General features: G+C 61.4%; 17 protein-coding genes, 1 tRNA gene and 1 pseudogene. 5 read left to right on the plus strand and 14 right to left on the minus strand.

Annotated elements, in window-relative coordinates; translation table 11 throughout:
• The first annotated feature begins 17 nt into the window (after positions 1-17).
• The 3 genes from GY791_20340 (at position 18) to GY791_20350 (ending at position 3,296) form a co-directional block, all read left to right on the plus strand.
• Positions 18-944, plus strand: a complete 927-nt coding sequence (locus GY791_20340) for a glycosyltransferase family 39 protein (GenBank protein MCP4330748.1) — start codon at positions 18-20, stop codon at positions 942-944.
• Positions 883-1,557: a hypothetical protein gene (locus GY791_20345; protein ID MCP4330749.1), complete on the plus strand. Its 675-nt coding sequence runs from the start codon at positions 883-885 to the stop codon at positions 1,555-1,557. The genes GY791_20340 and GY791_20345 overlap by 62 nt, the downstream gene beginning before the upstream one ends.
• A 137-nt stretch (positions 1,558-1,694) precedes the next feature.
• Positions 1,695-3,296 carry a tetratricopeptide repeat protein gene (locus tag GY791_20350; GenBank protein MCP4330750.1) on the plus strand — a complete coding sequence of 534 codons (1,602 nt, stop codon included), beginning with the start codon at positions 1,695-1,697 and terminating at the stop codon, positions 3,294-3,296.
• On the opposite strand, the pseudogene GY791_20355 reads toward GY791_20350, so the two are convergent.
• A pseudogene (locus GY791_20355) lies at positions 3,293-3,574 on the minus strand (transposase). The gene GY791_20350 and the pseudogene GY791_20355 overlap by 4 nt on opposite strands.
• 195 nt (positions 3,575-3,769) lie before the next feature.
• On the opposite strand from GY791_20355, the gene GY791_20360 reads away from it, so the two are divergent.
• Entirely contained in the window at positions 3,770-4,204 is a 435-nt protein-coding gene (locus GY791_20360; GenBank protein ID MCP4330751.1) for a GFA family protein, read from the plus strand.
• Positions 4,205-4,725: 521 nt separating this feature from the next.
• Here the strand turns inward: GY791_20360 and GY791_20365 are convergent.
• The 10 genes from GY791_20365 to GY791_20410 all read right to left on the minus strand — a co-directional run bounded on the left by GY791_20365 (position 4,726) and on the right by GY791_20410 (position 16,254).
• On the minus strand, positions 4,726-6,084 hold the full coding sequence (locus GY791_20365) for an MFS transporter (protein MCP4330752.1): 1,359 nt from the start codon (positions 6,082-6,084) through the stop codon (positions 4,726-4,728).
• Positions 6,085-6,304: 220 nt separating this feature from the next.
• Entirely contained in the window at positions 6,305-7,357 is a 1,053-nt protein-coding gene (locus GY791_20370) for a twin-arginine translocation signal domain-containing protein (protein MCP4330753.1), read from the minus strand.
• Between the two features lie 152 nt (positions 7,358-7,509).
• Complete coding sequence (locus GY791_20375; protein ID MCP4330754.1) at positions 7,510-8,835, minus strand: TRAP transporter large permease subunit; 1,326 nt, start codon at positions 8,833-8,835, stop codon at positions 7,510-7,512.
• Entirely contained in the window at positions 8,832-9,329 is a 498-nt protein-coding gene (locus GY791_20380) for a TRAP transporter small permease subunit (GenBank protein ID MCP4330755.1), read from the minus strand. Before GY791_20380 ends, GY791_20375 begins: the two co-directional genes overlap by 4 nt.
• A 240-nt stretch (positions 9,330-9,569) precedes the next feature.
• Positions 9,570-9,645 (minus strand) — tRNA-Glu (locus tag GY791_20385).
• A gap of 81 nt (positions 9,646-9,726) precedes the next feature.
• The gene (recJ, locus tag GY791_20390; protein ID MCP4330756.1) at positions 9,727-11,505 is read right to left on the minus strand and encodes a single-stranded-DNA-specific exonuclease RecJ; all 1,779 of its coding nucleotides are present in this window, start codon (positions 11,503-11,505) and stop codon (positions 9,727-9,729) included.
• A gap of 5 nt (positions 11,506-11,510) precedes the next feature.
• Positions 11,511-12,482 carry a class II fructose-bisphosphatase gene (gene glpX / locus GY791_20395; GenBank protein ID MCP4330757.1) on the minus strand — a complete coding sequence of 324 codons (972 nt, stop codon included), beginning with the start codon at positions 12,480-12,482 and terminating at the stop codon, positions 11,511-11,513.
• Between the two features lie 17 nt (positions 12,483-12,499).
• On the minus strand, positions 12,500-13,813 hold the full coding sequence (locus GY791_20400) for a homoserine dehydrogenase (GenBank protein ID MCP4330758.1): 1,314 nt from the start codon (positions 13,811-13,813) through the stop codon (positions 12,500-12,502).
• Positions 13,810-15,027, minus strand: a complete 1,218-nt coding sequence (locus GY791_20405; GenBank protein ID MCP4330759.1) for an LL-diaminopimelate aminotransferase — start codon at positions 15,025-15,027, stop codon at positions 13,810-13,812. The genes GY791_20400 and GY791_20405 overlap by 4 nt, the downstream gene beginning before the upstream one ends.
• An 81-nt stretch (positions 15,028-15,108) precedes the next feature.
• On the minus strand, positions 15,109-16,254 hold the full coding sequence (locus GY791_20410; GenBank protein ID MCP4330760.1) for an OmpA family protein: 1,146 nt from the start codon (positions 16,252-16,254) through the stop codon (positions 15,109-15,111).
• A gap of 181 nt (positions 16,255-16,435) precedes the next feature.
• On the opposite strand from GY791_20410, the gene phaC reads away from it, so the two are divergent.
• Positions 16,436-18,256, plus strand: coding sequence for a class I poly(R)-hydroxyalkanoic acid synthase (gene phaC, locus GY791_20415; GenBank protein MCP4330761.1), 1,821 nt, complete (start codon positions 16,436-16,438; stop codon positions 18,254-18,256).
• 23 nt (positions 18,257-18,279) lie between these two features.
• Here phaC and GY791_20420 read toward each other — a convergent pair whose 3' ends face one another.
• The 3 genes from GY791_20420 to rpsI form a co-directional block, all read right to left on the minus strand.
• On the minus strand, positions 18,280-18,840 hold the full coding sequence (locus GY791_20420) for a gamma carbonic anhydrase family protein (protein MCP4330762.1): 561 nt from the start codon (positions 18,838-18,840) through the stop codon (positions 18,280-18,282).
• Between the two features lie 3 nt (positions 18,841-18,843).
• Complete coding sequence (locus GY791_20425; protein ID MCP4330763.1) at positions 18,844-19,890, minus strand: N-acetyl-gamma-glutamyl-phosphate reductase; 1,047 nt, start codon at positions 19,888-19,890, stop codon at positions 18,844-18,846.
• A 133-nt stretch (positions 19,891-20,023) separates the two neighbouring features.
• On the minus strand, positions 20,024-20,473 hold the full coding sequence (gene rpsI, locus GY791_20430) for a 30S ribosomal protein S9 (protein MCP4330764.1): 450 nt from the start codon (positions 20,471-20,473) through the stop codon (positions 20,024-20,026).
• Positions 20,474-20,480: the final 7 nt, after the last annotated feature.

Here is a 20,480-nt window from a genome sequence, read left to right on the forward strand (position 1 = left end):
GCGATTACGGGACCGTTGTGATCTTGATCTGCCTGCTGATCGGCTATCGGCTGATCACGCCAGAAATGATCGAATCCGGCGGCGATGCGCTGGCCAAATGGTGGCTCGCCAGGCGTGCCAGCGACACGTCCTTTGCCGTAATGGGCAACGACCATCACAGCGCGCGGTTCGGCATCAATCTGGTCACCTATCTTGTCCAACAAGCGTTCGGCACGCACCCCGTGGTCTACTACGTCCCCGCCTATCTGATGTCGGCGGTCGAGGTCGTCTTTCTCTACCTGATCTGTCGCCGAGTCACCGGGATATGGCCCGCTGCGGTCGCCGTTATCGGCCTGATACTCCATCCATTGATGATTCGAAACGGTGCGCAATTGCTGCCCGGCGTTTTCAGCGGCGCCTACATTATGGGTGCGCTCTTTTTCCTCGCCATGTGCTTCGACGCAAAAGCCGAAAAAATCGCTCTCTATCGGACGGTGTCGGCGCTGTTTTTTTTCGCCGCCTATCTGTCAAAGGTGCCCAATCTTTTCTTCTTGCCGGCCCTCGTGCTGGGCGTGTGGGGCATCCGCCGCGAACGTCGCGACGTCTTGTGGTTCCTCGGGCTCTTGCTCGTTCTTGCTGCGCTGGAATGGAGCTTCTACGTATTCGTCAAGGGCCACTTCTATGGTCGCCTCGTCTCACTTCACGGTCACTACAACGGCGTCATCAAGTTCGTCGCCAATCAGCTGCCCGATGAGTATCTAACGCTCAATTGGCTGGACCTTTTGAAGTACCGCTACGCGCCGAAATTCATGGGCGGTGAAACGGTCGCCTATATCTTCTACGCGGCACTGGGCTGCGCGGTCTATTTGGTCGCGCGCGCGCCGCCTGGGTTCGGTCCAGGCATTGCTCGGCTACACCCTGCTCAGCTACGCGTTTATCAACGGGATCGCCATCAAGGGTTTTGATCCCTTAATCCCGACCCAGGCCTTCCTGCCCCGATATCTCGCGGTCCTGGTGCCGTTGTCGGTCGCCACAATTGTTCTGACGGCAGCCGATCTTGGCACCTTGGTCGGGTCCTCGTTACCTTCCACACGCCGCCGCAACTTCCCGGCAATCGGTCGAAATTTCGCAGCCATTTCGATTGGCCTCGTAATCGCTGTTCTCTTTCTCAAGTCCAACCAGGATGCCTATGTGTTCGATCGCCAGAGCCATCCGTTCCAAATCGTCGATCGCTATCAGGAAATTGTCGAGGAGGGCATGAGAGATTGCGCGCTCTTCGTCGCCCTCGATCACAAGAGCGAAAACGCGCTCCGCTTCGGATTCCTGTACGACTACACAAATTTGATTAAGGCGGAACGCGCGGTCACGGACCCGCACGCGGCGGGGATCGCTACGGAGTGCTTGGAGCGCTATCCCGATTGGCCAGCTTATCTTGCCAGCCAAGAAAATAGCGCAGTGGTCGACGTCATCGTGGCCTATCGAGAAGACATGCCTGAAGGCGATCGTTTTACGATCGAAGAAAGACGAATACCGATCTCCTATCTGACCACCACGTTGGGAGCTGTTTCGTCTAAATAGCCTGCGCGACCGCGAGCCACCGTGTCGCGCGACCCATTCTTGTCCTCGGCCCGGCGTTTGCGCTACCGTGCCAACCGCGAGCCCTCATTGTTTATACCGTGCGACACCGATCAATCCCGGAATAGGAATCCCCAAGCATGGCCGCCCCAATCCGTCCGCTGAAGCGGGCAGAGCAACTCGCCGCCGCGAGCCGCTATGACGAGGCGGCCGAGATTTGTCGAAAAGTCCTGTCGATCGCCCCCAATCGGGTTCCCGCCCTGGTCTATCTTGGCCAGATTTGCGAGACTACCGGTGCGATCGACGAATCCGCGGCCTTGTTCGACCGTGCCCTTGCGCTTCAACCAAGTGACCCGATCCGCTTTCGGCGGGCGACCCTGCTACCGGTGGTGGCTGACACGCCGCAAGTCTTGCACGCCGCACGCGCCGAAATGTGGGAGAGACTGGAAAGAATTAGCCAATCCCCGTTTTCGATTCCCAATCCGTTTCCCGCCGTGGGCCGGCTCGTTCCTCATTTGGCCTATCAAGGGGAGAACGACCGCGAGATCATGGTCAAGTTGTGCGACATTTTCAGACGTGCCACGCCGATGCTCAATCGTATCGCGCCTCACTGCCAGCCGCCGAATAGGCCGGCGCCCGGGTCGCGCATAAAGGTCGGTTTCGTCTCTCGTTTGCTCTACGACCAGACCGTGGGCAATCTGCTGGAAGGAATCGTCGCCGGGCTGTCGCGAGAAAAGTTCGAGGTGTCGGTCTTCACGGCGGACAAAGGCCCGGATCCGGTGCATGCGCGCATCCGCGATACCGCCGATCATGTCCACATTCTGCCCGAAGGCCTAAACGCGGCCCAGCAATTGATCGCCAGTGCCGCCCAGGATGTCCTGATATTCGCGGGTATCGGGATGGATGCTTACCTCTATTTCCTTGGATTCGCGCGTTTGGCGCCGGTGCAGTGCGTCACCTGGGGTCATCCCGTTACGACCGGCCTGTCGACCATGGACTATTTCATCTCATCCGTGGATATGGAGCCGGAAGGTGCCGAGGATCATTACAGCGAAAGATTGGTCCGGCTTCGCCGGCCATCGATTTGCTACACCCTACCCCGCCCCGCCACCGACGGGCCGACGCGCGCAGAGCTCGGGCTGGACCCGGATTCTACCCTATATGTCTGTCTCCAGACCGTATCGAAGATGCATCCCGAGTTCGACGACATGATGGCCGGGGTTTTGCGCGAGGATCCCGCGGGTCGCGTTGTCCTGATGCGCGATCGTATCGACAGCCGACACCAGCGCCTCTGCCGCCGCCTTGCGTCGAACATGGGTGAAACCTTTGAACGGGTGTCGTTTGTGCCACGCCAAAAGCGGGACCGTTTCATCGCGCTGCTGGGACGCGCCGACGTCATTCTCGATCCCCTGCATTTCGGCGGCGGCCAAACCAGCCTCGAAGCGATTGCGGTTGGCGCTTCTATCGTGACCCTGCCGGGACGGTTCCGGCGCAATCGGATCACCTATGCCTATCTGAACTGGGCCGGGGTCACCGACACCGTCGCGCGGGATCGGGACGATTATGTTCGTATCGCCGCGCAACTCGGTCGCGCCCCTGAGCGCCGACGGGACATACGCGATCGCATTCTCGCCGGGCGGCGCCATGTCTTCGACAGTCGGACGCCGGTCGACGAACTGGAGGCGTTCCTCGATGCCGCGGTGCGCGGCGGCCCGGACGCTGTTTCCGCGATCGAAGCCTAGGACGTGAACTCATAGGCGCGTAGCGACAGCCTGATTGCGGCGAGTTTGATAAAGGCGAGGAAGTTCTCCGCCAGCTTGGCGTAGCGGGTCGCGATCCACCTGCAATGCTTGATGCGATTGAAGAACCGCTCCACGTGGTTGCGGTCTCGATTAAGATGCGGGCTGAAGCAGATCGGGTTTTTTCGGTTTCGTTTGGGCGGGATGTTTGCCCACGCTCCACGTCGCCGAACGAGACCTCTGATTGCATCCGTGTCGTACGCTCTGTCGGCGAGCAGCATGCCGTTACAGCGATGCGGCCGAGCCCCGCCCGCCGGAGCGCGTCGAGCGCTTGAGCTATTTGAGGAGTCCGCGCACAGCACGCTCGCCAGACCCAAGAAAAAGAGCTACGAAGAGAAACAACTAACTTATTAACGAGGGAGCCGAGGCTTCAGACCAGCGTGTCGGCTGCTCTGTGGAATCAACTGAGGGACTGAATGACAAAGCGAGGCCACTGCCTGTGCGGAAAAACACGTTGGGAGTATCAAGGCGAGGTAACATGGGCCTGCTACTGTCATTGCGACGATTGCCGCCGCAATTGTGCTGCACCGGTGGTCGCGTGGCTCGGCGTGCCCGTCAAGAAATTCAGATGGTTGGGAGAGGCGCCGAAAACCCTCGAAAGTTCTAAAGGAGTAAGGAGGCACTTCTGCGAGACCTGCGGTTCCCCGATGGGATTTGAAGCGGATCATTACTCGGGCGGGATGCACCTTTACGCCGCTTCTTTGGAAGATCCCTACGATTTCGAACCGAGGTTCCACGTAAACTATGAAAGCAAGCTTCCCTGGCTTCAAATCAATGATGATCTTCCAAAGTATGAAGGCACGTTGCTTCAGGCACCGGAAGACCTAAGGGACTATGAACCAAAAAAATAGGCGTGGATCGACATGGAGAAAGGACTTTCTCTGCGACGCCTGCGTTGAACGGCCGGTGGTTGGTCGCAAAGTGGAGTTCCGTTCCAGGCACTTATACCAAATTGCACTGATATTGACTCATCTCATGGGAGCAAATCGGGTCATCCGGGCAGGCGCGGTGTGAAGCGCGATGCCGAGCATCGGGCGAGCGCCGCAACGCACACGGGGAACCGATTTGCCCCACCGCAGGCCGCGGTCTTTTGTCCGCTCACGTCGTTGCGAGCCGCTTGTGGTGGGTCGGCACCACGGCGCAGCCCGCGCCTGGTGAGCGGTCAAACCAGCCGCCTGATTGGTGTCCAGCCCCTGGGGGTCACTCCAGAGATGGGTTAATATCAGTGCAACTTGGTATTATACCCCGAGCTCCGGCCCGCACGAAATTGTCTTGGATCGGGGACTAAGCGGGCATTTTCCTGAGTGGGATCAGCGGTTCGCGTTTATGAGTACGCGGCCTAGTACACAAAGTGCTCTGGACAGGGCCTTCGTTACGGCGTGGGTTGGGTCCGTTCGACCGCACGCCACGTCGTCACCAACGACGCCAGCATGACCAAAGCAGTGGCAAAGAAGACGGCCCCGAAATCGCCAGTCATCGCGAACACGGTGCTGCAAACCGCCATGCCGATCGTGCCGCCCATCAACTGGGCGGTCAGGTTAATGCCGCCGGCCTGGCCCTGTTTGGCGTTCGGCACGGCGTTCATCACGGCGCGCTGAGACGGGACGAAGAGAAACGCCATTGTCCCGCCCCAGATAACAAGACCGGGGACCAATGGCGCGTAGTCGTTCCATGCCACGGCGATCCCGAGCCACATTAGGGCCACCGTCGAGACGGCCATCGCGGCGAGCAAAAGAATGCGCGATCCGAACTTGTCGGCGAGCTTTCCCGCGACCGGCGCAAGAAACGGATTCGGGATCACCGACACCACCAGGGCGAGGCCAGCAACCAACGGATCCATATCCAATACTTCCTGCAGGTACAGCGCGCCGAATATAATCACGCCCATCTTGCTGAACTGACCCGAGAAGACACCGAAATTGCACGCCGTGAACGTGCCGTTACGAAACAGGTCGACTTCGATCAGGGGTGATTTCGCTCGCCGCTCGTGAATGACGAATACAAACAGCAAGAGCGCTCCACCGGCGAGCAGGGCGAGTATCAGCGGCTGCGACCATCCCCATTCGGGCCCTTGCATGATGCCGAACACCAACATCGTGAGACCGCCGACCAACGTCACAAGCCCGCCACGGTCGATCGTCGTGGCTTTCTCCTCGCGGGGCGGGTTCTTCCATGCAGCCAGGACGACCAGCATGACGACGATTACGATCGGAAGATTGACCCAGAATATCCAGCGCCATGAAAGCGTATCGGTTAGCAGCCCGCCGACGAATGGGCCAAGCGACATGAACACGGTTCCGATTGCGCCATAGATACCCAGCGCCATGCCCCGTTCCTCGGGCCGAAAGACGATCGTGATCATGGCCATTGAGGCGGGAAAAATGACCGCGGCGCCAAGGCCCTGCACGGACCGGGCGGCCACCAGCCATGCGCCACTCCCGGCGAATCCCGAGACCAGCGAGGCCAAGCCGAATGTCGCCGCACCGATGAGGAAGAGGATCTTGAGGCCGATGATGTCGCCGAACTTGCCGGCCAGCGCGGCGAAGCATGCGAAGACCAGAAGATAGGAATTGACGACCCAATGGGCGACGACCAGCGACATGCCGAGATCGCCGCGCATGGTCGGCAGCGCGACGCCGACCACGGTCTCATCGAGCAGGATGAGACCGATGACGCCGCCCATCGCCGCCAGAATCCACCACTTCGCATGCCGATCGTCGATGGCGATCAAGGCTCACATGTCTCCATCGCAACTCGAGAGATCGGCCCTGCCCAGCTTCAGCGCCTTATGCGCCCTAGCGGCGACAATCCGAAGGCATACCAAGAACCAGCGGATGGCCGCCCGCCCTTTCCCGATCACACCGACATATCACTTGTCGTCGATCGGAAAAGGCGAGCGGCCCGCGACTCACGGAATCGTTAGGTCGCCTACTATCCGCCTAGCCCGACCGCTAAATGCAGCGGTATGGCGGGCCGGCTTTGTTCATGACCGCCGCATATTCCTTGAAAATCTTGATGACTTTCGCGGTCCTCGGGGTTTCCTTCGCAACCTCGTCCCAGAACTTCTGGGCCTCGTCCTCGACGACCTGCCATTCGTCATCGGGGATGCTGGTCAGCTGCAATTTCGTACCCTGGGTGCGGAGATGCGCCTCGCCACCCCAATACCAATGCTGCCGGTAGTAGTGCGAGCTGTCCATGCAAAGGCGGAACAGCACCTGTAGATGTTCAGGCAGCGCATCCCATTTTTCGGAATTCGCGAAATAGGACCCGGCCCAGGCACCGGAGATATTGTTGGTGAGGAAGTAATTGGTCACATCCGCCCAGCCGACCGTGTAGTCCTCGGTAATGCCGGACCACGCGATGCCGTCCAGCTCACCGGTCTGAACCGCGACCTCGATATCCTCCCATGGCAGGGTGACCGGGACGACGCCGAAGCGCTGAAGAAACTTTCCGGCGGTCGGGAACGTGAATACGCGTTTGCCCTCCAGATCCTTCAAGCTGCGGATTGGATCGACCGTATTGAAGTGGCACGGGTCCCAGGCACCGGCGCTCAGCCAGGTGACGTTTTCCACCTCGCCATAGGCCTCTTCCCAAATCTCCTTCAATCCGTATTGATGGAACAGTACCGGCACATCGAGCGAATACCGTGTCGCGAACGGGAAATACCCGCCGAACACCGATACGTCGACCGGTGCCGCGATCGAATCGTCATCGCTCTGGACGGCATCGATGGTTCCGCGCTGCATCGCCCGGAACAATTCTCCCGTCGGCACGAGTTGATCGGCGAAGAACAGCTCGATGACCATATCGCCGTTGGCCGCCTTGTTGAACGCGTCGATCGAAGGCTTGATGACATGCTCGGCGAGCGCGGGACCGGCATAGGTCTGCAAGCGCCATTTGATCTGGCTTTGGGCCTTCACATAAGGCGCGCTCAACGTCGACGCGGCCACCGCGCCGGCCGTCGCTACACCGGCTCCCTTAAGAAAATCGCGTCTCTTCGTCATTCAACGTCTCCCTCTCATGGTGTGTGGGTTATCTTCCAACCGAATGGCGTAATTTTGGCCTCACCGATCCAACGCTGTACTCTCTGTTCTTGCTTTCGGACTTTGCCACGAATTTGCATCGGGACTCAAAGCCGGATTGCAACTTTCCGGTCTCATTTCCCATAGTACAGATTTGGCAGCCACAGGGCTATCTCGGGAAAGATCATGACAATCGCCAAACCGATCGCCATGACGAATACGAAAGGAATGATCGACCGATAGATATCACCCAACGTGACCTCTGGCGGAGCCATCGCCCGCATCAAGAATAGATTGTAGCCGAAGGGCGGGGTCATGTAGGCGATCTGGCAGGTAATCGTGTAGAGCACGCCATACCAGATCAGGTCGAAGCCGAGCAGCCCGACCAACGGTACATAGAGCGGAGCGACGATCACGAGCATGGCCGTATCGTCGAGAAACATGCCCATCAGGATGAAGGATAGCTGCATCAGGATGAGGATTTCCCAGGGTCCGAGATCCAGCCGGTCGACAAACAGCGATTCGATCGCTTTTGCCGCCCCGAGACCATCGAATACCGCGCCGAAGCAAAGCGCCGCCAGAATAATCCACATGAACATGCAGGAGATGCTCAAGGTCTTGCGGACGGTTTCTTCCAAGACATGTCGGGTCAGTCGCCTTTTGGCGATCGCGGCAACCGTGGCGGCGATGGCACCGACGGCCGAACTCTCGACGAGGCTGGTCACGCCCATCAAAAACAGACCGGTCATCGAGAAGAAAATGAACAGCGGGGTGAGTCCAGCCTTGAGCAGTCGAAACTTCTCCCCCCAGGTTATTTCCTTCCGCTCTTCCTCGGACAGCGGCGGTCCAAGCTCGGGCTGGAGCTTGCACCGAACCGCGATATAGAGAATGAAGAGGCCGGCCATCATCAGGCCCGGCAATGCACCGGCGAGCCACAGCTGGCCAACGGGCTGCCGCGCGATCATGCCATAGAGGACCAGCACGACGCTCGGCGGAACCAGGATGCCCAGCGAACTGCCCGCCTGAATAACGCCCGTCACCATGATCTTGTCGTAGCCGCGACGCAGAAGTTCGGGCAGCGCGATCGTCGCGCCGATCGCCATGCCGGCGACGCTCAACCCGTTCATCGCCGAGATGGCGACCATGAGACCGATCGTCCCGATGGCGAGGCCGCCGTTGAGCGGGCCCATCCAGACATGGAACATCCGGTAGAGGTCCTCGGCGATCCCCGACTCGGACAGCATGTAGCCCATATAGATGAACAGCGGCAGGGTCAGCAACGGATACCATTTCATCAGCTTCATGGCCGCGCTGAACGCCATTTCCGATCCGCCGTCGCCCCACAGCAGGAGCGCGGCGGCAACGGCCACGAAGCCAATGGCGCCGAACACGCGCTGCCCGGTCAGCAGCATGACCATCATCGTCGAGAACATGGTCAGCGCGATGAATTCGTAACTCATGGCAGCGGCTTCCCGATCGCGGACCGCACATTTCGGATAAGGGTCGCAATGACCTGCAGCAACATGAGCGCGACCGCGACGGTCATGATGATCTTGATCGGCGCCATCCGCGGCGACCACGACGAATAGCTGGTTTCTCCGTATTTGACGGCATATTCGGCGCTCGAATAACCGCCATAGAGCAGGAACACGAGATAGAAGATCAGGAACAGGACGGTTACCGCATCGACCGCGGCCTTGGTCCGGTCGGACCAACGCCCATAGAGCAGGTCCATGCGGACATGGGAATCGAGCTGCATCGAATAGCCGCCGCCCAAGAGGTAATAGGCGACCATCGTGAACTGGGCCATTTCGAGCGTCCACAGGGCGGGAACGAAGAAATTCTTGGTGATGGTCGAGTACAGCAGGATGCCCATCATGGCGAAGATGAGATACATGGCGGCGCGGCCAACGACCCGGTTGATGGCATCCACGCCACGCACGTAAGTTTGCATCGCTTTCAGCAAATTCTTGCCCCCTGTCGCGCCCCGGGCATTCCTCGACGGCTCGGAAAACGACCCTCCGCGCACGGCGAAAGCCGACGCTTGCTCTCCATCGCGGAGCATGAAACACGCATCGCTGGCGATTGTAAATGACGCCGTCGGGACGCCCTTGAACCGGATTGCCGATTGGCGCCGAAAGGCATCGCTCGGTGCGGATAGGTCGACCGGAACATCGATCGATGGCGGCGGAGTTGGCGACCCCAGCGGGACTCGAACCCGCGTTGCCGGCGTGAAAGGCCGGTGTCCTAGGCCTCTAGACGATGGGGTCGTAAGGGCGCGAAAAGTGTCTAATCGGTTCCGCCCGGAAAATCAACGCGCCTGATACGATCGCCGACCCCTATCGAGGGACTCAGGCGGTTTCGGCCGCGTCCTCGATGATCAGCTGGACCCCGTCGCGGCCCTGCCAGGTGTCGGCGCGCAGGTGGCCGGCGACGTGGAGCGTGCCGCCGCGGGCGTCGAGCAACGCTTGGCCGAGCGCCGTCCCCACCGAGCGGAAGGCGATTCCCTTGAGTTGGCCGCCGCTGTCATCGCTCAGCGTGCAGCGAACGTGGTCCTGGCCGACGACGTCGGCGAAGGCGAGGCGCGCCACCGGCACGACAAAGCGCGGCTCCGGATTGCCGGCGCCAAACGGACCCGCCTGAGCCAATATCGCCAGCAAGCCGGGCGAAGCGCCCCGCGTCGTCACCGCGCTATCGATGCCGAGCGAGGGGACGATTCCTTTGGCTTCGATTTCCCCGCCGACCCGCTCGTTGAGAAAGGCGCGAAGCTTTTCGACTCCGCTCGCGGTCACCGTGAACCCGGCCGCCATCGCGTGCCCGCCCCCATTGACCAGAAGGCCGGATTGACCGGCGGCGATGATCGCCGCGCCGAGGTCGACACCGCGCACCGAGCGGCCCGACCCGCGTCCGATACCGTCATCGATTCCGACCACGCAAGCCGGGCGATTGAAGCGCTCGCGCAAGCGGCCGGCGACAATACCGACCACGCCGGGATGCCACCCGGTCGCGGCAACGAGGATGCAAGGATCCGCCGCATAGGTGCTCTCGGCCGAGGCACCCGCCTCCTCCAACACCTGCTGCTCGATCGCGCGGCGCTCCGAATTGAAGACGTCGAGCCGCTCGGCGATCGCCCGCGCCTCGGCCGGGTCGTCGGAGATCAACAGTCGGGCGCCAAGATCGGCCTGCCCGACCCGTCCCCCGGCATTGATCCGCGGCCCCAGAATATAGCCGACATGAAACGTCCCCGGCACCTCGTCGATTCGGCCCACGTCGGCCAGCGCGGAGAGCCCGATATTGCCCCGCTTCGCCAGCACCTTGAGCCCCTGCGCCACGAAGGCGCGGTTCAGGCCCTGCAGCGGTACCACATCGCACACCGTGCCCAAGGCCACCAAGTCGAGCCACCGCCGCAAATCGGGCTCTGGGCGCGCATCGTACCAGCCGGCCTCGCGCAGGCGGCGATTGAGTGCGACAATGAACAGGAACGTTACGCCGACCGCCGCCAGGTAGCCGTGGCCGCCATCCTCGTCGAGCCGGTTTGGATTGACCACGGCGGCGGCCGCCGGCAGTTTCGGCTCCGCGACATGGTGATCGAGCACGATGACATCGATCCCCGCCTCGGCGGCACCGGCCAGAGCGTCGAAGGCGGTGATACCGCAATCGACCGTGATCACGACAGCGATACCCTCCTCCCGAAGGGCGAGCAAAGCCGGCAAATTCGGACCGTAGCCCTCGGTCAGCCGGTCGGGAATGTAGATCCGGAGGTCGAGGCCGATGGCGGCGGCGAACCGCTTCAGCAAGGCCGAAGATGTCGCGCCATCGACGTCGTAATCGCCGAAAACAGCCACCTGCTCGCCACGCTGCAGGGCCTGCAACACGCGTTCCACCGCGGTTTCCATGTCGCGGAACCGCAACGGATCGGGAAGCAGGTCGCGGAGCGTCGGGTTTAGGTAGTCGCGCGCCGATTCCACGTCGACGCCCCGCGCCGCCAGGACGCGGCCGACGATCTCAGGCACCGACAGCCGCTGCGTCAGCGCCAGGGCCAGCCGCTCATCGTCGAGCCGGGAACGCCACTCTTTGCCGCCAAAGGACCGCGAAACGCCGAGTACGCATTCCGATTTTCCAGCCGCCATCGCGGTCAGCCGATGACGTCGGCATAGACGGTCTTGCGGGTAAAGTCGTGCCGCGAGGAAAGTTGCCGTACTGTGCCCGTCGACGATCGCATGACGATGGAATTGGTCATGCCGCCATTGCTCGACCTCCGGACACCGCGCAGCATGGTACCGTCAGTAACGCCGGTGGCGGCAAACATCACGTCGCCCGAGGCCAGATCCAGCAGATTGTATTTGCGGTCCAAATCCTCGAGGCCCCAATGCGCGGCGCGCGCCTTCTCATCGTTGTTGCGAAAGATCAGACGGGCCTGCATTTGCCCACCGATGCAGCGCAAGGCCGCGGCCGCCAACACGCCCTCCGGGGCGCCACCACTACCGAGATATATGTCGACGCCGCTTTCGGCCATTGAAGTCGCGATAACCCCGCTGACGTCGCCGTCGGAGATCAGCTGGATGCGGGCACCCGACGCGCGCACCTTGGCGATGAGTTCGGCATGCCGCGGCCGATCGAGGATGCAAGCCACCACATCGGACACCTCGATACCCTTCGCACGGGCGAGGTTATCGAGGTTCTCCGCCGGTTCGGCGTCAATATCAACGAGGTCATCGGGCAGTCCGCCGCCGACAGCAATTTTTTCCATATAGACATCCGGCGCATGGAGAAAACCGCCGTCGCCGGCCATCGCGATCACGGCGAGCGCGTTGGGCCCGCCCTTGGCGGTGATCGTCGTCCCCTCCAGCGGATCCAGCGCAATGTCGATCTTGGGACCGTTGCCGGTGCCTACTTTCTCGCCGATATAAAGCATCGGCGCCTCATCGCGCTCGCCTTCGCCGATCACCACGGTGCCGTCGATCTGCAGCACGCTGAGTGCCCTTCGCATCGCATCAACGGCGGCCTGGTCGGCGGCCATTTCGTCGCCACGTCCCATCAGACGCGACGCCGCGAGGGCAGCCGCCTCGGTCACCCGCACGGCCTCGAGGGCCAAATTCCGATCGATCGGCGTGGTGTCGTGGCTCATGCTGGGTCCGCTCCCTCTAGCGTAGGCTCTATTCGAATCATGCGCGGCGGTTCGACGACGCTGTCAAGTCTGGCGATGCGATCCAGGGCACGGGACATGGATGCCTCCTGCGTATCGTGGGTCGTCAACACCACGCTGACCACATCGCCGGGATTGCGACCGCGCTGGAGCATACCTTCCATGGATACGTTCTCGTCGCGAAATGTGGCCGCGATATCGGCGATCACGCCGGGCTGATCGATGACCGTAAAGCGGACGTAATAGGGGCCGACATGGTCTTCCATGCGCGCCGTCGGGATTGGCTTGAGTCGGTTTGCCGGCACGGCGAATGCCGGCACCCTGCGGCCGCGGGCAATATCGATAAGATCGGCCACAACTGCCGACGAGGTCGGGCCGCCACCGGCACCACGGCCCTCGTAGACCGTGCTGCCGACGAGATCGCCTTCCGCTACGATGGCATTGAAGACGCCGTCGACATATGCGACCGGCGAATCGAGCCCGACCATGCACGGGTGAACGCGCTGCTCGACCCCATTAGGAGTCAGCCGCGCCGTCGCCAGCAATTTTATTCGGTAACCGAGTTCGGCCGCGAACTCGATGTCATCGATCGAGACATGACGTATGCCTTCGACATGGACCGCCGAAAAATTGACTTCGGCACCAAAGGCTAGGCTGGTCAGAAGTGCCAGTTTGTGCGCCGCGTCGACGCCGTCGACATCGAAACTTGGATCCGTCTCGGCGTAGCCCAGCTGCTGCGCTTCCTCAAGCACCTCGGCAAAGGCACGTCCGGTCTCGCGCATATTCGAGAGGATATAGTTCGAGGTTCCGTTCAGGATTCCGAACACCCGCGACAAATTGTTGGCCGCCAAACCTTCCCTCATCGCCTTGACGATCGGTATGCCCCCGGCAACGGCGGCCTCGAACGCGAGTGCGACGCCGGCCGCATCGGCACGGTGGGCCAGATCGTTGCCGTGATGGGCGAGCAGCGCCTTGTTGGCGGTCACGACATGGCGGCCACTAGTGATGGCCGCCTCGATCATCGCCTTGGCAACGCCATCGGCACCGCCGATCAGCTCGACCACGAGATCGGCGTCGGCCTCTTTCGCCATCGCCACCGGATCGTCGAACCATGGATAGGGTGAAATGTCGATTGGGCGGTTTCGATTGCGATCGCGGGCGGCAACGGCGGTGATTTCGAGGGCATGACCGCTTCGCGCCTCGAACAAAGCGCCATGCCGCTGAACCGCGGCGACGACCGCGGCACCGACCGTTCCCAGGCCCGCGACGGCGATCTTGAAGGGTGTGCTCATGACGCCAGGACCTCGGGACCGGCTCTGCCGGGTCCGTGTCCATCTTTGAAGAAGCTCTTGATATTGCGAACGGCCTGACGAATACGGTGCTCGTTCTCGACGAGCGCGATACGCAGATACCCTTCACCGTATTCGCCGAAACCAATTCCCGGCGACACCGCAACATTGGCTTCACTCAGCAGGCGTTTGGCGAAGTTCATTGAACCATGATCGGCGTATCGCGGCGGCACCGGCACCCAAGCGAACATCGTCGCACGCGGACATGGCACCTCCCAGCCAGCCGACCTGAGTCCCTCGATCAATGCGTCGCGCCGTCGACGATACATCCCACGGGTGTCCTCGACACAGTCTTGCGGACCGTTGAGGGCCGCCGTCGCGGCAACTTGGATCGGCGCAAAAATACCGTAGTCGACATAAGACTTTACCCGGGCCAAGGCGGCGATGACATCTCGATTGCCGACCGTGCAGCCGACGCGCCAACCCGGCATCGAATAGGTCTTGCTCAACGAGCTGAATTCGACGGCGATATCCTTCGCGCCGGGCACCTGCAGAATCGATGGTGGCGGTTCGACGTCATAGTAGAGTTCGGCGTAGGCCACGTCGGAGATGATGTAGATGCTGTGTTTCCGGCAAAAATCGACGATCTCGCCGTAAAAATCCAGGCTCGCCAGATGTCCGGTCGGGTTGGCCGGGAAATTGACCAGAAGCGCCAACGGCGATGGCACGGAATGGCGCACGGCGCGTTCCAGTTCGCGCATATAGTCATGCGTGTCGGTCAGCGGAATATGGCGAATCGCCGCGCCCGCAAGCATGAACCCGAAGGTGTGGATGGGATAGGTCGGATTTGGCGCGATGACGACATCACCCGGGCTGGTGATCGCCTGCGCCAGATTTACCACACCTTCCTTGGAACCGATGTTGACGATAACTTCGCGCTCGGGATCGAGATCGACCCCGAACCTGCGGGCATAGTAGCCGGCCAACGCGCGGCGGAGGCCGACAATTCCGCGTGAGGTCGAATAGCGGTGGGTCCGCGGATCGGCCACAGTCTCGACCAATTTCTCCACCACATGCGCGGGCGCCGGTCGATCGGGATTGCCCATGCCGAAATCAATGATATCGCGACCGGCTGCTCTTGCGTCCGCCTTCATGGCGTTGACCTCCGCCAGAACGTACGGGGGCAGACGCTTGATCCGGTAAAATTCCTTTTGCATGGGCCTGGAAATGCAATGAGGTGCGCAACGCGACGGCCGCGGTCATGCCGTCACGTCGGATATCTAACGCGCCAGAGGCGACTATTCGAGATAAATTTCGACCCGCCGGTTGCCGGCCTCACCGGCCGGCATATTTTCCATATAGACGGGCTGCGTGTCGGCTACCGCCGTTACAACCATCACCTCAATGGGGACACCTTGGCGCCGCAGCGCATCCGCGACCGCATTGGCGCGCAACCACGAGATCTCCAAATTGGCACGATCGTGTTCGACAGACCGCATATCGCCGGTGCGCATGCTGGCGTGGCCGATGAGGCGCACCCGCGCCTGACGCGCCGCGCGCGCTTGTGCGATCTGGCGAATCTTCTCCATCTCGGACGGCGTGACCGATGACGAGTTGTTGCCGAAATAGATCACCGTCGCCGGCAACGGAACGCCGGACGGCGGTGCCCCTTGGCTATCGATTGGATAGACAACGACCGACGCAGTGCCCGAACTGGGCGGCGGCGGGGTCAGGGTCAATACCGGCGCCGCCGATGGCGTCTGCGTCGGCATCGGCGGCGATGCGGGAATAGCCGCGGTCTGCGTCGTCGTCGCCGGCGCGGTCGGTGTTCCGACAGCCGGCGCGGTTGGTGTCGCAATCGCCACTGGAGCCGGTGGCGGCGCCGTGATCGAGGTCTCCGTGGTCTGCACCGGAGCCGGCGGCGGCGGCGCGGTAACAATCGGCGAAACCGAACCGGCGATCATCGGGCCGGGTTCGACCGCAGCCGTATTCGCCGGCACCTGAACCGTTGCCCCAGTGCCCTGAACGGGTGCCGTTGCTTGGACCTCGGCCGCCGTTACTGCGACTTCGGTCTCTACGAAATTGGGCGTTTCGACGATCGTTTCCGTCGCCGACACGTTGGCGATCTGAACCGGGGTTGGCGGCGGCGGCTTAGCGCCGGCCGCCGTCGACGATTTCAGTGGCGCCTCATTATAACGCGCATTGGCGCGATCCGACCGCAGGCCCTCTTCGAGCGCGGCCGAGTCAGTCATTGTCGACAAATCGGGACGCTCCGGCACCTCCGCCAGGTTCGGATAATCGGTATCACCCTCGGCGGCGGGTGGCGGGTCGCCTTCGAACCAAGCACAACTGGCCACCATCGCTGCGATCGCAATCGCCGCGATCCGGCATGGGCCGCGGCGCTTGACAATAATATTGCAGTGCAGCATTTTGTGTCGCGACATGTTGGCTCCGCCGTTATTTTTGAGATCGACCGGTTCGCCCGGCTATTGCTTTGCGGTCCTTCACACTTGGCCCGGCGTCAACGAAAACGCAAATCATGCGAGTCCGCGCCTTGTTTGCCGATAAGGCTCTAAATCCTAAGTATATCGAGAACATAGGGACGGGACCATAAAGGATTACGCGATGGTCGATCAACAAGCGAATAATGACGAATTGGGGAACTTGGCGGATCGCGCGACGATCATCGCCGACATTGCCGAACGAAGCCAGCGCCTGGTCAACGATTTCCTGACCCGGCAGGCGAAGGATGGTTTCGCTCCGGGCATGGGGGATCCGCTCAGCATCGGCAACGCCTTCATGGAAATGACGGCACGGATGGTCACTAATCCGGCCAAGCTGGTCGAAGCGCAAATGTCGCTGTGGAACGATTATCTGACGCTATGGCAAGCAACCACGGCCCGGTTTCTCGGCCAGCAGTCGGCGCCGACCGCCGAGCCGTCGATGGAGGATCGCCGGTTCAAGGATGACGCCTGGACCGAGAACCAATTGTTCGACTTCATCAAGCAGTCCTATCTGTTGAGTGCCCGGTGGATGCAGTCGACGGTGGCCGATGTCGACGGACTCGACGATCAAACTCGAAAGAAGGTCGATTTCTACACGCGGCAATTCGTCGACGCCCTCGCGCCCAGCAATTTCGTCATGACCAATCCGGCGGTGCTGAGGGAAACCATCGATTCGCGCGGTGAAAATCTGCTCAAGGGCCTGTCCAATCTGCTCGAAGATCTGGAGCGCGGCAAGGGCCAGCTCCACATTCGCATGACTGATTTCGACGCCTTCGAAGTCGGCGAGAATATCGCGACGACGCCCGGCAAGGTCGTCTATCAGAACGACCTCATGCAGTTGATCCAATACACGCCAACCACGGAAAAAGTATCGAAGACACCGCTGTTGATCATTCCGCCGTGGATCAACAAATTCTATATCCTGGATTTGCGACCGAAGAACTCCTTCATCAAGTGGGCGGTCGAGCAGGGTCTGACGGTTTTCTGCATCTCCTGGGTCAACCCCGACGAGCAACTGGCCCAGAAGACGTTCGAAGACTACATGATCGAGGGACCGCTGGCTGCGCTCGACGCGATCGAGAAGGCAACCGGCGAAAAACAGGCCAACGTCATTGGCTATTGCCTCGGCGGAACGCTTCTGGCCGCAACTCTTGCCTACATGACAAGCAAACGCGACGACCGGATCAAGAGCGCCACCTATTTCGTCACTCTGACCGACTTCGCGGATTCGGGCGAACTCACGGTCTTCATCGACGAGGAACAGATTGCGGCGCTCGAGCAGCGGATGGACGAGAAGGGCTACCTCGACGGCAGCGCGATGGCGACGACGTTCAACATGCTGCGCGCCAACGATCTGATCTGGTCCTTCGTCGTCAATAACTACCTTATGGGCAAGGACCCGTTCCCGTTCGACCTCCTCTATTGGAACGCCGATTCCACCCGCATGCCGGCGGCCATGCACAGTTTCTACCTGCGCAACATGTACCAAAAAAACCTGTTACGGGAACCGGGCGGAATCGAGCTCGCCGGGACACCGATCGATCTGCACGAGATCAAGACGCCAAGCTTCCTGCTTTCAACCCAGGAAGATCATATTGCGCCGTGGGAAGCGACCTACGCCGCGACCCAGATCTACGCCGGACCTGTCAAGTTCGTGTTGTCGGGGTCGGGCCATATCGCGGGCGTCGTCAATCCCCCGGCGGCGCAGAAATATGGCTATTGGACCAACGCCAAACTTCCGGGCTCGCCGGATGCGTGGCTCAAGGGCGCAAAGCATCACGACGGGTCGTGGTGGCCCGAGTGGATCCGATGGCTCAAGAAAAACCGCGGTGCGCAGGTCCCGGCGCGGGTACCGGGAGACGGCAAGCTGAAGCCGATCGAGGACGCCCCCGGCTCATTCGTAAAAGTCCGGGTGATGGCCGACGAACCGCAAGCCGAATAAGGGGCAGCGGCTATATCGCCGCGCTAATCCGAACCAACCGGTCGCGCAACGCGCTGCGCCAGATAGGCCTCCGCCAAAGCGGCGTAATGGCTGGCATTGTAGGAAAAATCGGCGATTTCGTCGGCGCGCAGGTCGCGGACGTGGCGGGCCGGCGTGCCGGCCCACAATTGCCCCGATCGCACAACCTTGCCCGGCGTCACCACCGCTCCCGCCGCGACCATGGCATCGGTCTCGACTACGGCCTTGTCCATGACCACCGCCCGCATGCCGATGAAGGCGCCGTCGCCGATCGTGCAGGCGTGAATTAGCGCCAAGTGCCCGATCGTGACGTTGTCTCCGATCGTGGTCGGATCGCCGCCGTCGCCATAGCGGTCGTGATTGACATGCACGATCGTGCCGTCCTGCAGGTTCGTGTTGCAGCCGATGCGAATGCTGTTGAGATCGCCGCGAACGACGACGCCGAACCAGAGGCCGCTGCGTTCTCCGACCACGACGTCGCCGATAATCGTCGCCGTATCGGCGACGAAGGCGGTCTCCGAGATGGCGGGTTCGACGCCGCTGAACGGTAGTATCAATCCGGCCATGACTTAAGGGAAAAGCGGTTCCTGGTCCAAAGCCGTGGTTTCGTCCAACCCGCACATGAGGTTCATGTTCTGCACCGCCTGACCCGAAGCCCCTTTGACCAAATTGTCGATCGCGGAAATCAGGATCGCCCGGCCCGGCACGCGATCGGCGAACACACCGATCAGACAATGGTTGGACCCACGCACATGGCGGGTCGCGGGCGCCACCCCGATCGGCAATACGCGGACGAAGGGCTCGTCGACATAGCGCCCGACGAGAGTGGCGTGGAGATCGTCGGCGGTTACGGTGGCGCCGAGCCGGACATAGATGGTCGACAGAATACCGCGGTTCATCGGCATTAAATGAGGTGTGAAGTTCACCGTAACGGAAGTTCTCGCCGCCGCCGACAGCTCCTGCTCGATCTCGGGCATATGGCGGTGGTTGGCGACGCCGTAGGCGTGGATACCCTCACTGACCTCGGCAAACAGCGTGCCTTCCTTGGCTGCACGGCCGGCGCCCGTCACCCCCGATTTGGCGTCGATAATGATGTCGTCCGTATCGATCAGTCCTGCGGCGAGAAGCGGCACCAACGGCAGTTGTGCGGATGTCGGATAGCATCCGGGATTGGCCACAAGCCGCGAATTGCGGATTTCATCTCGACGCAATTCGGTCAGCCCATAGACCGCATCGGCCTGAAGTTCTGGCGCGCGGTGCGCGTGCCCATACCATTGCGCATAGGTTTCTACGTCGGTGAGCCTGAAATCCGCCGACAGATCGACGATTTTCAAGGCCTTGGGGAGGCCGGCGATGATCTCTTGCGTGGTGCCATGGGGAAGACAACAGAATGCGACATCGACCGCCGACCAATCCGGCGCGTCGACCGAGACCAGCGACGGCAGCCCCAGCCCGCCAAGATGCGGAAACACCTCGCCGATATCCTTTCCGGCGTGACGGTCGGCCGTCATGGCGACGATTTCGAATGACGGATGACGAGCGAGAAGACGCACCAATTCGGCGCCGGTGTAGCCGCTGGCGCCGAGAATACCCGTCTTCATCCTGTTGGAGGTCATGGCGCGCCCCTTTTCCGCTGTTCCATATCAGATTGTCCGGACCGTCGAAAGGCTGTCCATAGGGACGGCCCAAAATGCAAAGGGCCCGCCAAACGGCGGGCCCTCGTTACGAGGCAAATGCGCCTCAGCCGTTCTAACGCTTGGAAAACTGGAAGCTACGTCGCGCTTTGCGCTTGCCGTACTTCTTGCGCTCCACAACGCGGGCGTCCCGGGTCAGGAACCCGCCTTTTTTGAGGACCGGCCGCAGAGACGGCTCGCAATAGGTGAGCGCCCGACTGATGCCGTGACGTACCGCCCCGGCCTGGCCGGACAGGCCGCCGCCGCGAACCGTGCATGTCACGTCGTACTGGTCGGTCCGCCCGGCGACCTGAAAAGGCTGATTGATGATCATTCTCAGAACCGGGCGGGCAAAATATTGCTCGATATCCCGTCCGTTGATCGAGATGCGACCGCTGCCCGGCTTTATCCAAACCCTGGCGACCGCGTCCTTTCGCTTACCCGTGGAATAGGCGCGCCCTTGGGCATCGACCTTTGGTTCCGGCACCGCGGCCGGCTCCGGCGGCGGTGCCACCTGCTCCGGCATGACGTCG

It is taken from the genome of Alphaproteobacteria bacterium, from assembly GCA_024244705.1.
In the GTDB taxonomy this organism is placed as follows: domain Bacteria; phylum Pseudomonadota; class Alphaproteobacteria; order JAAEOK01; family JAAEOK01; genus JAAEOK01.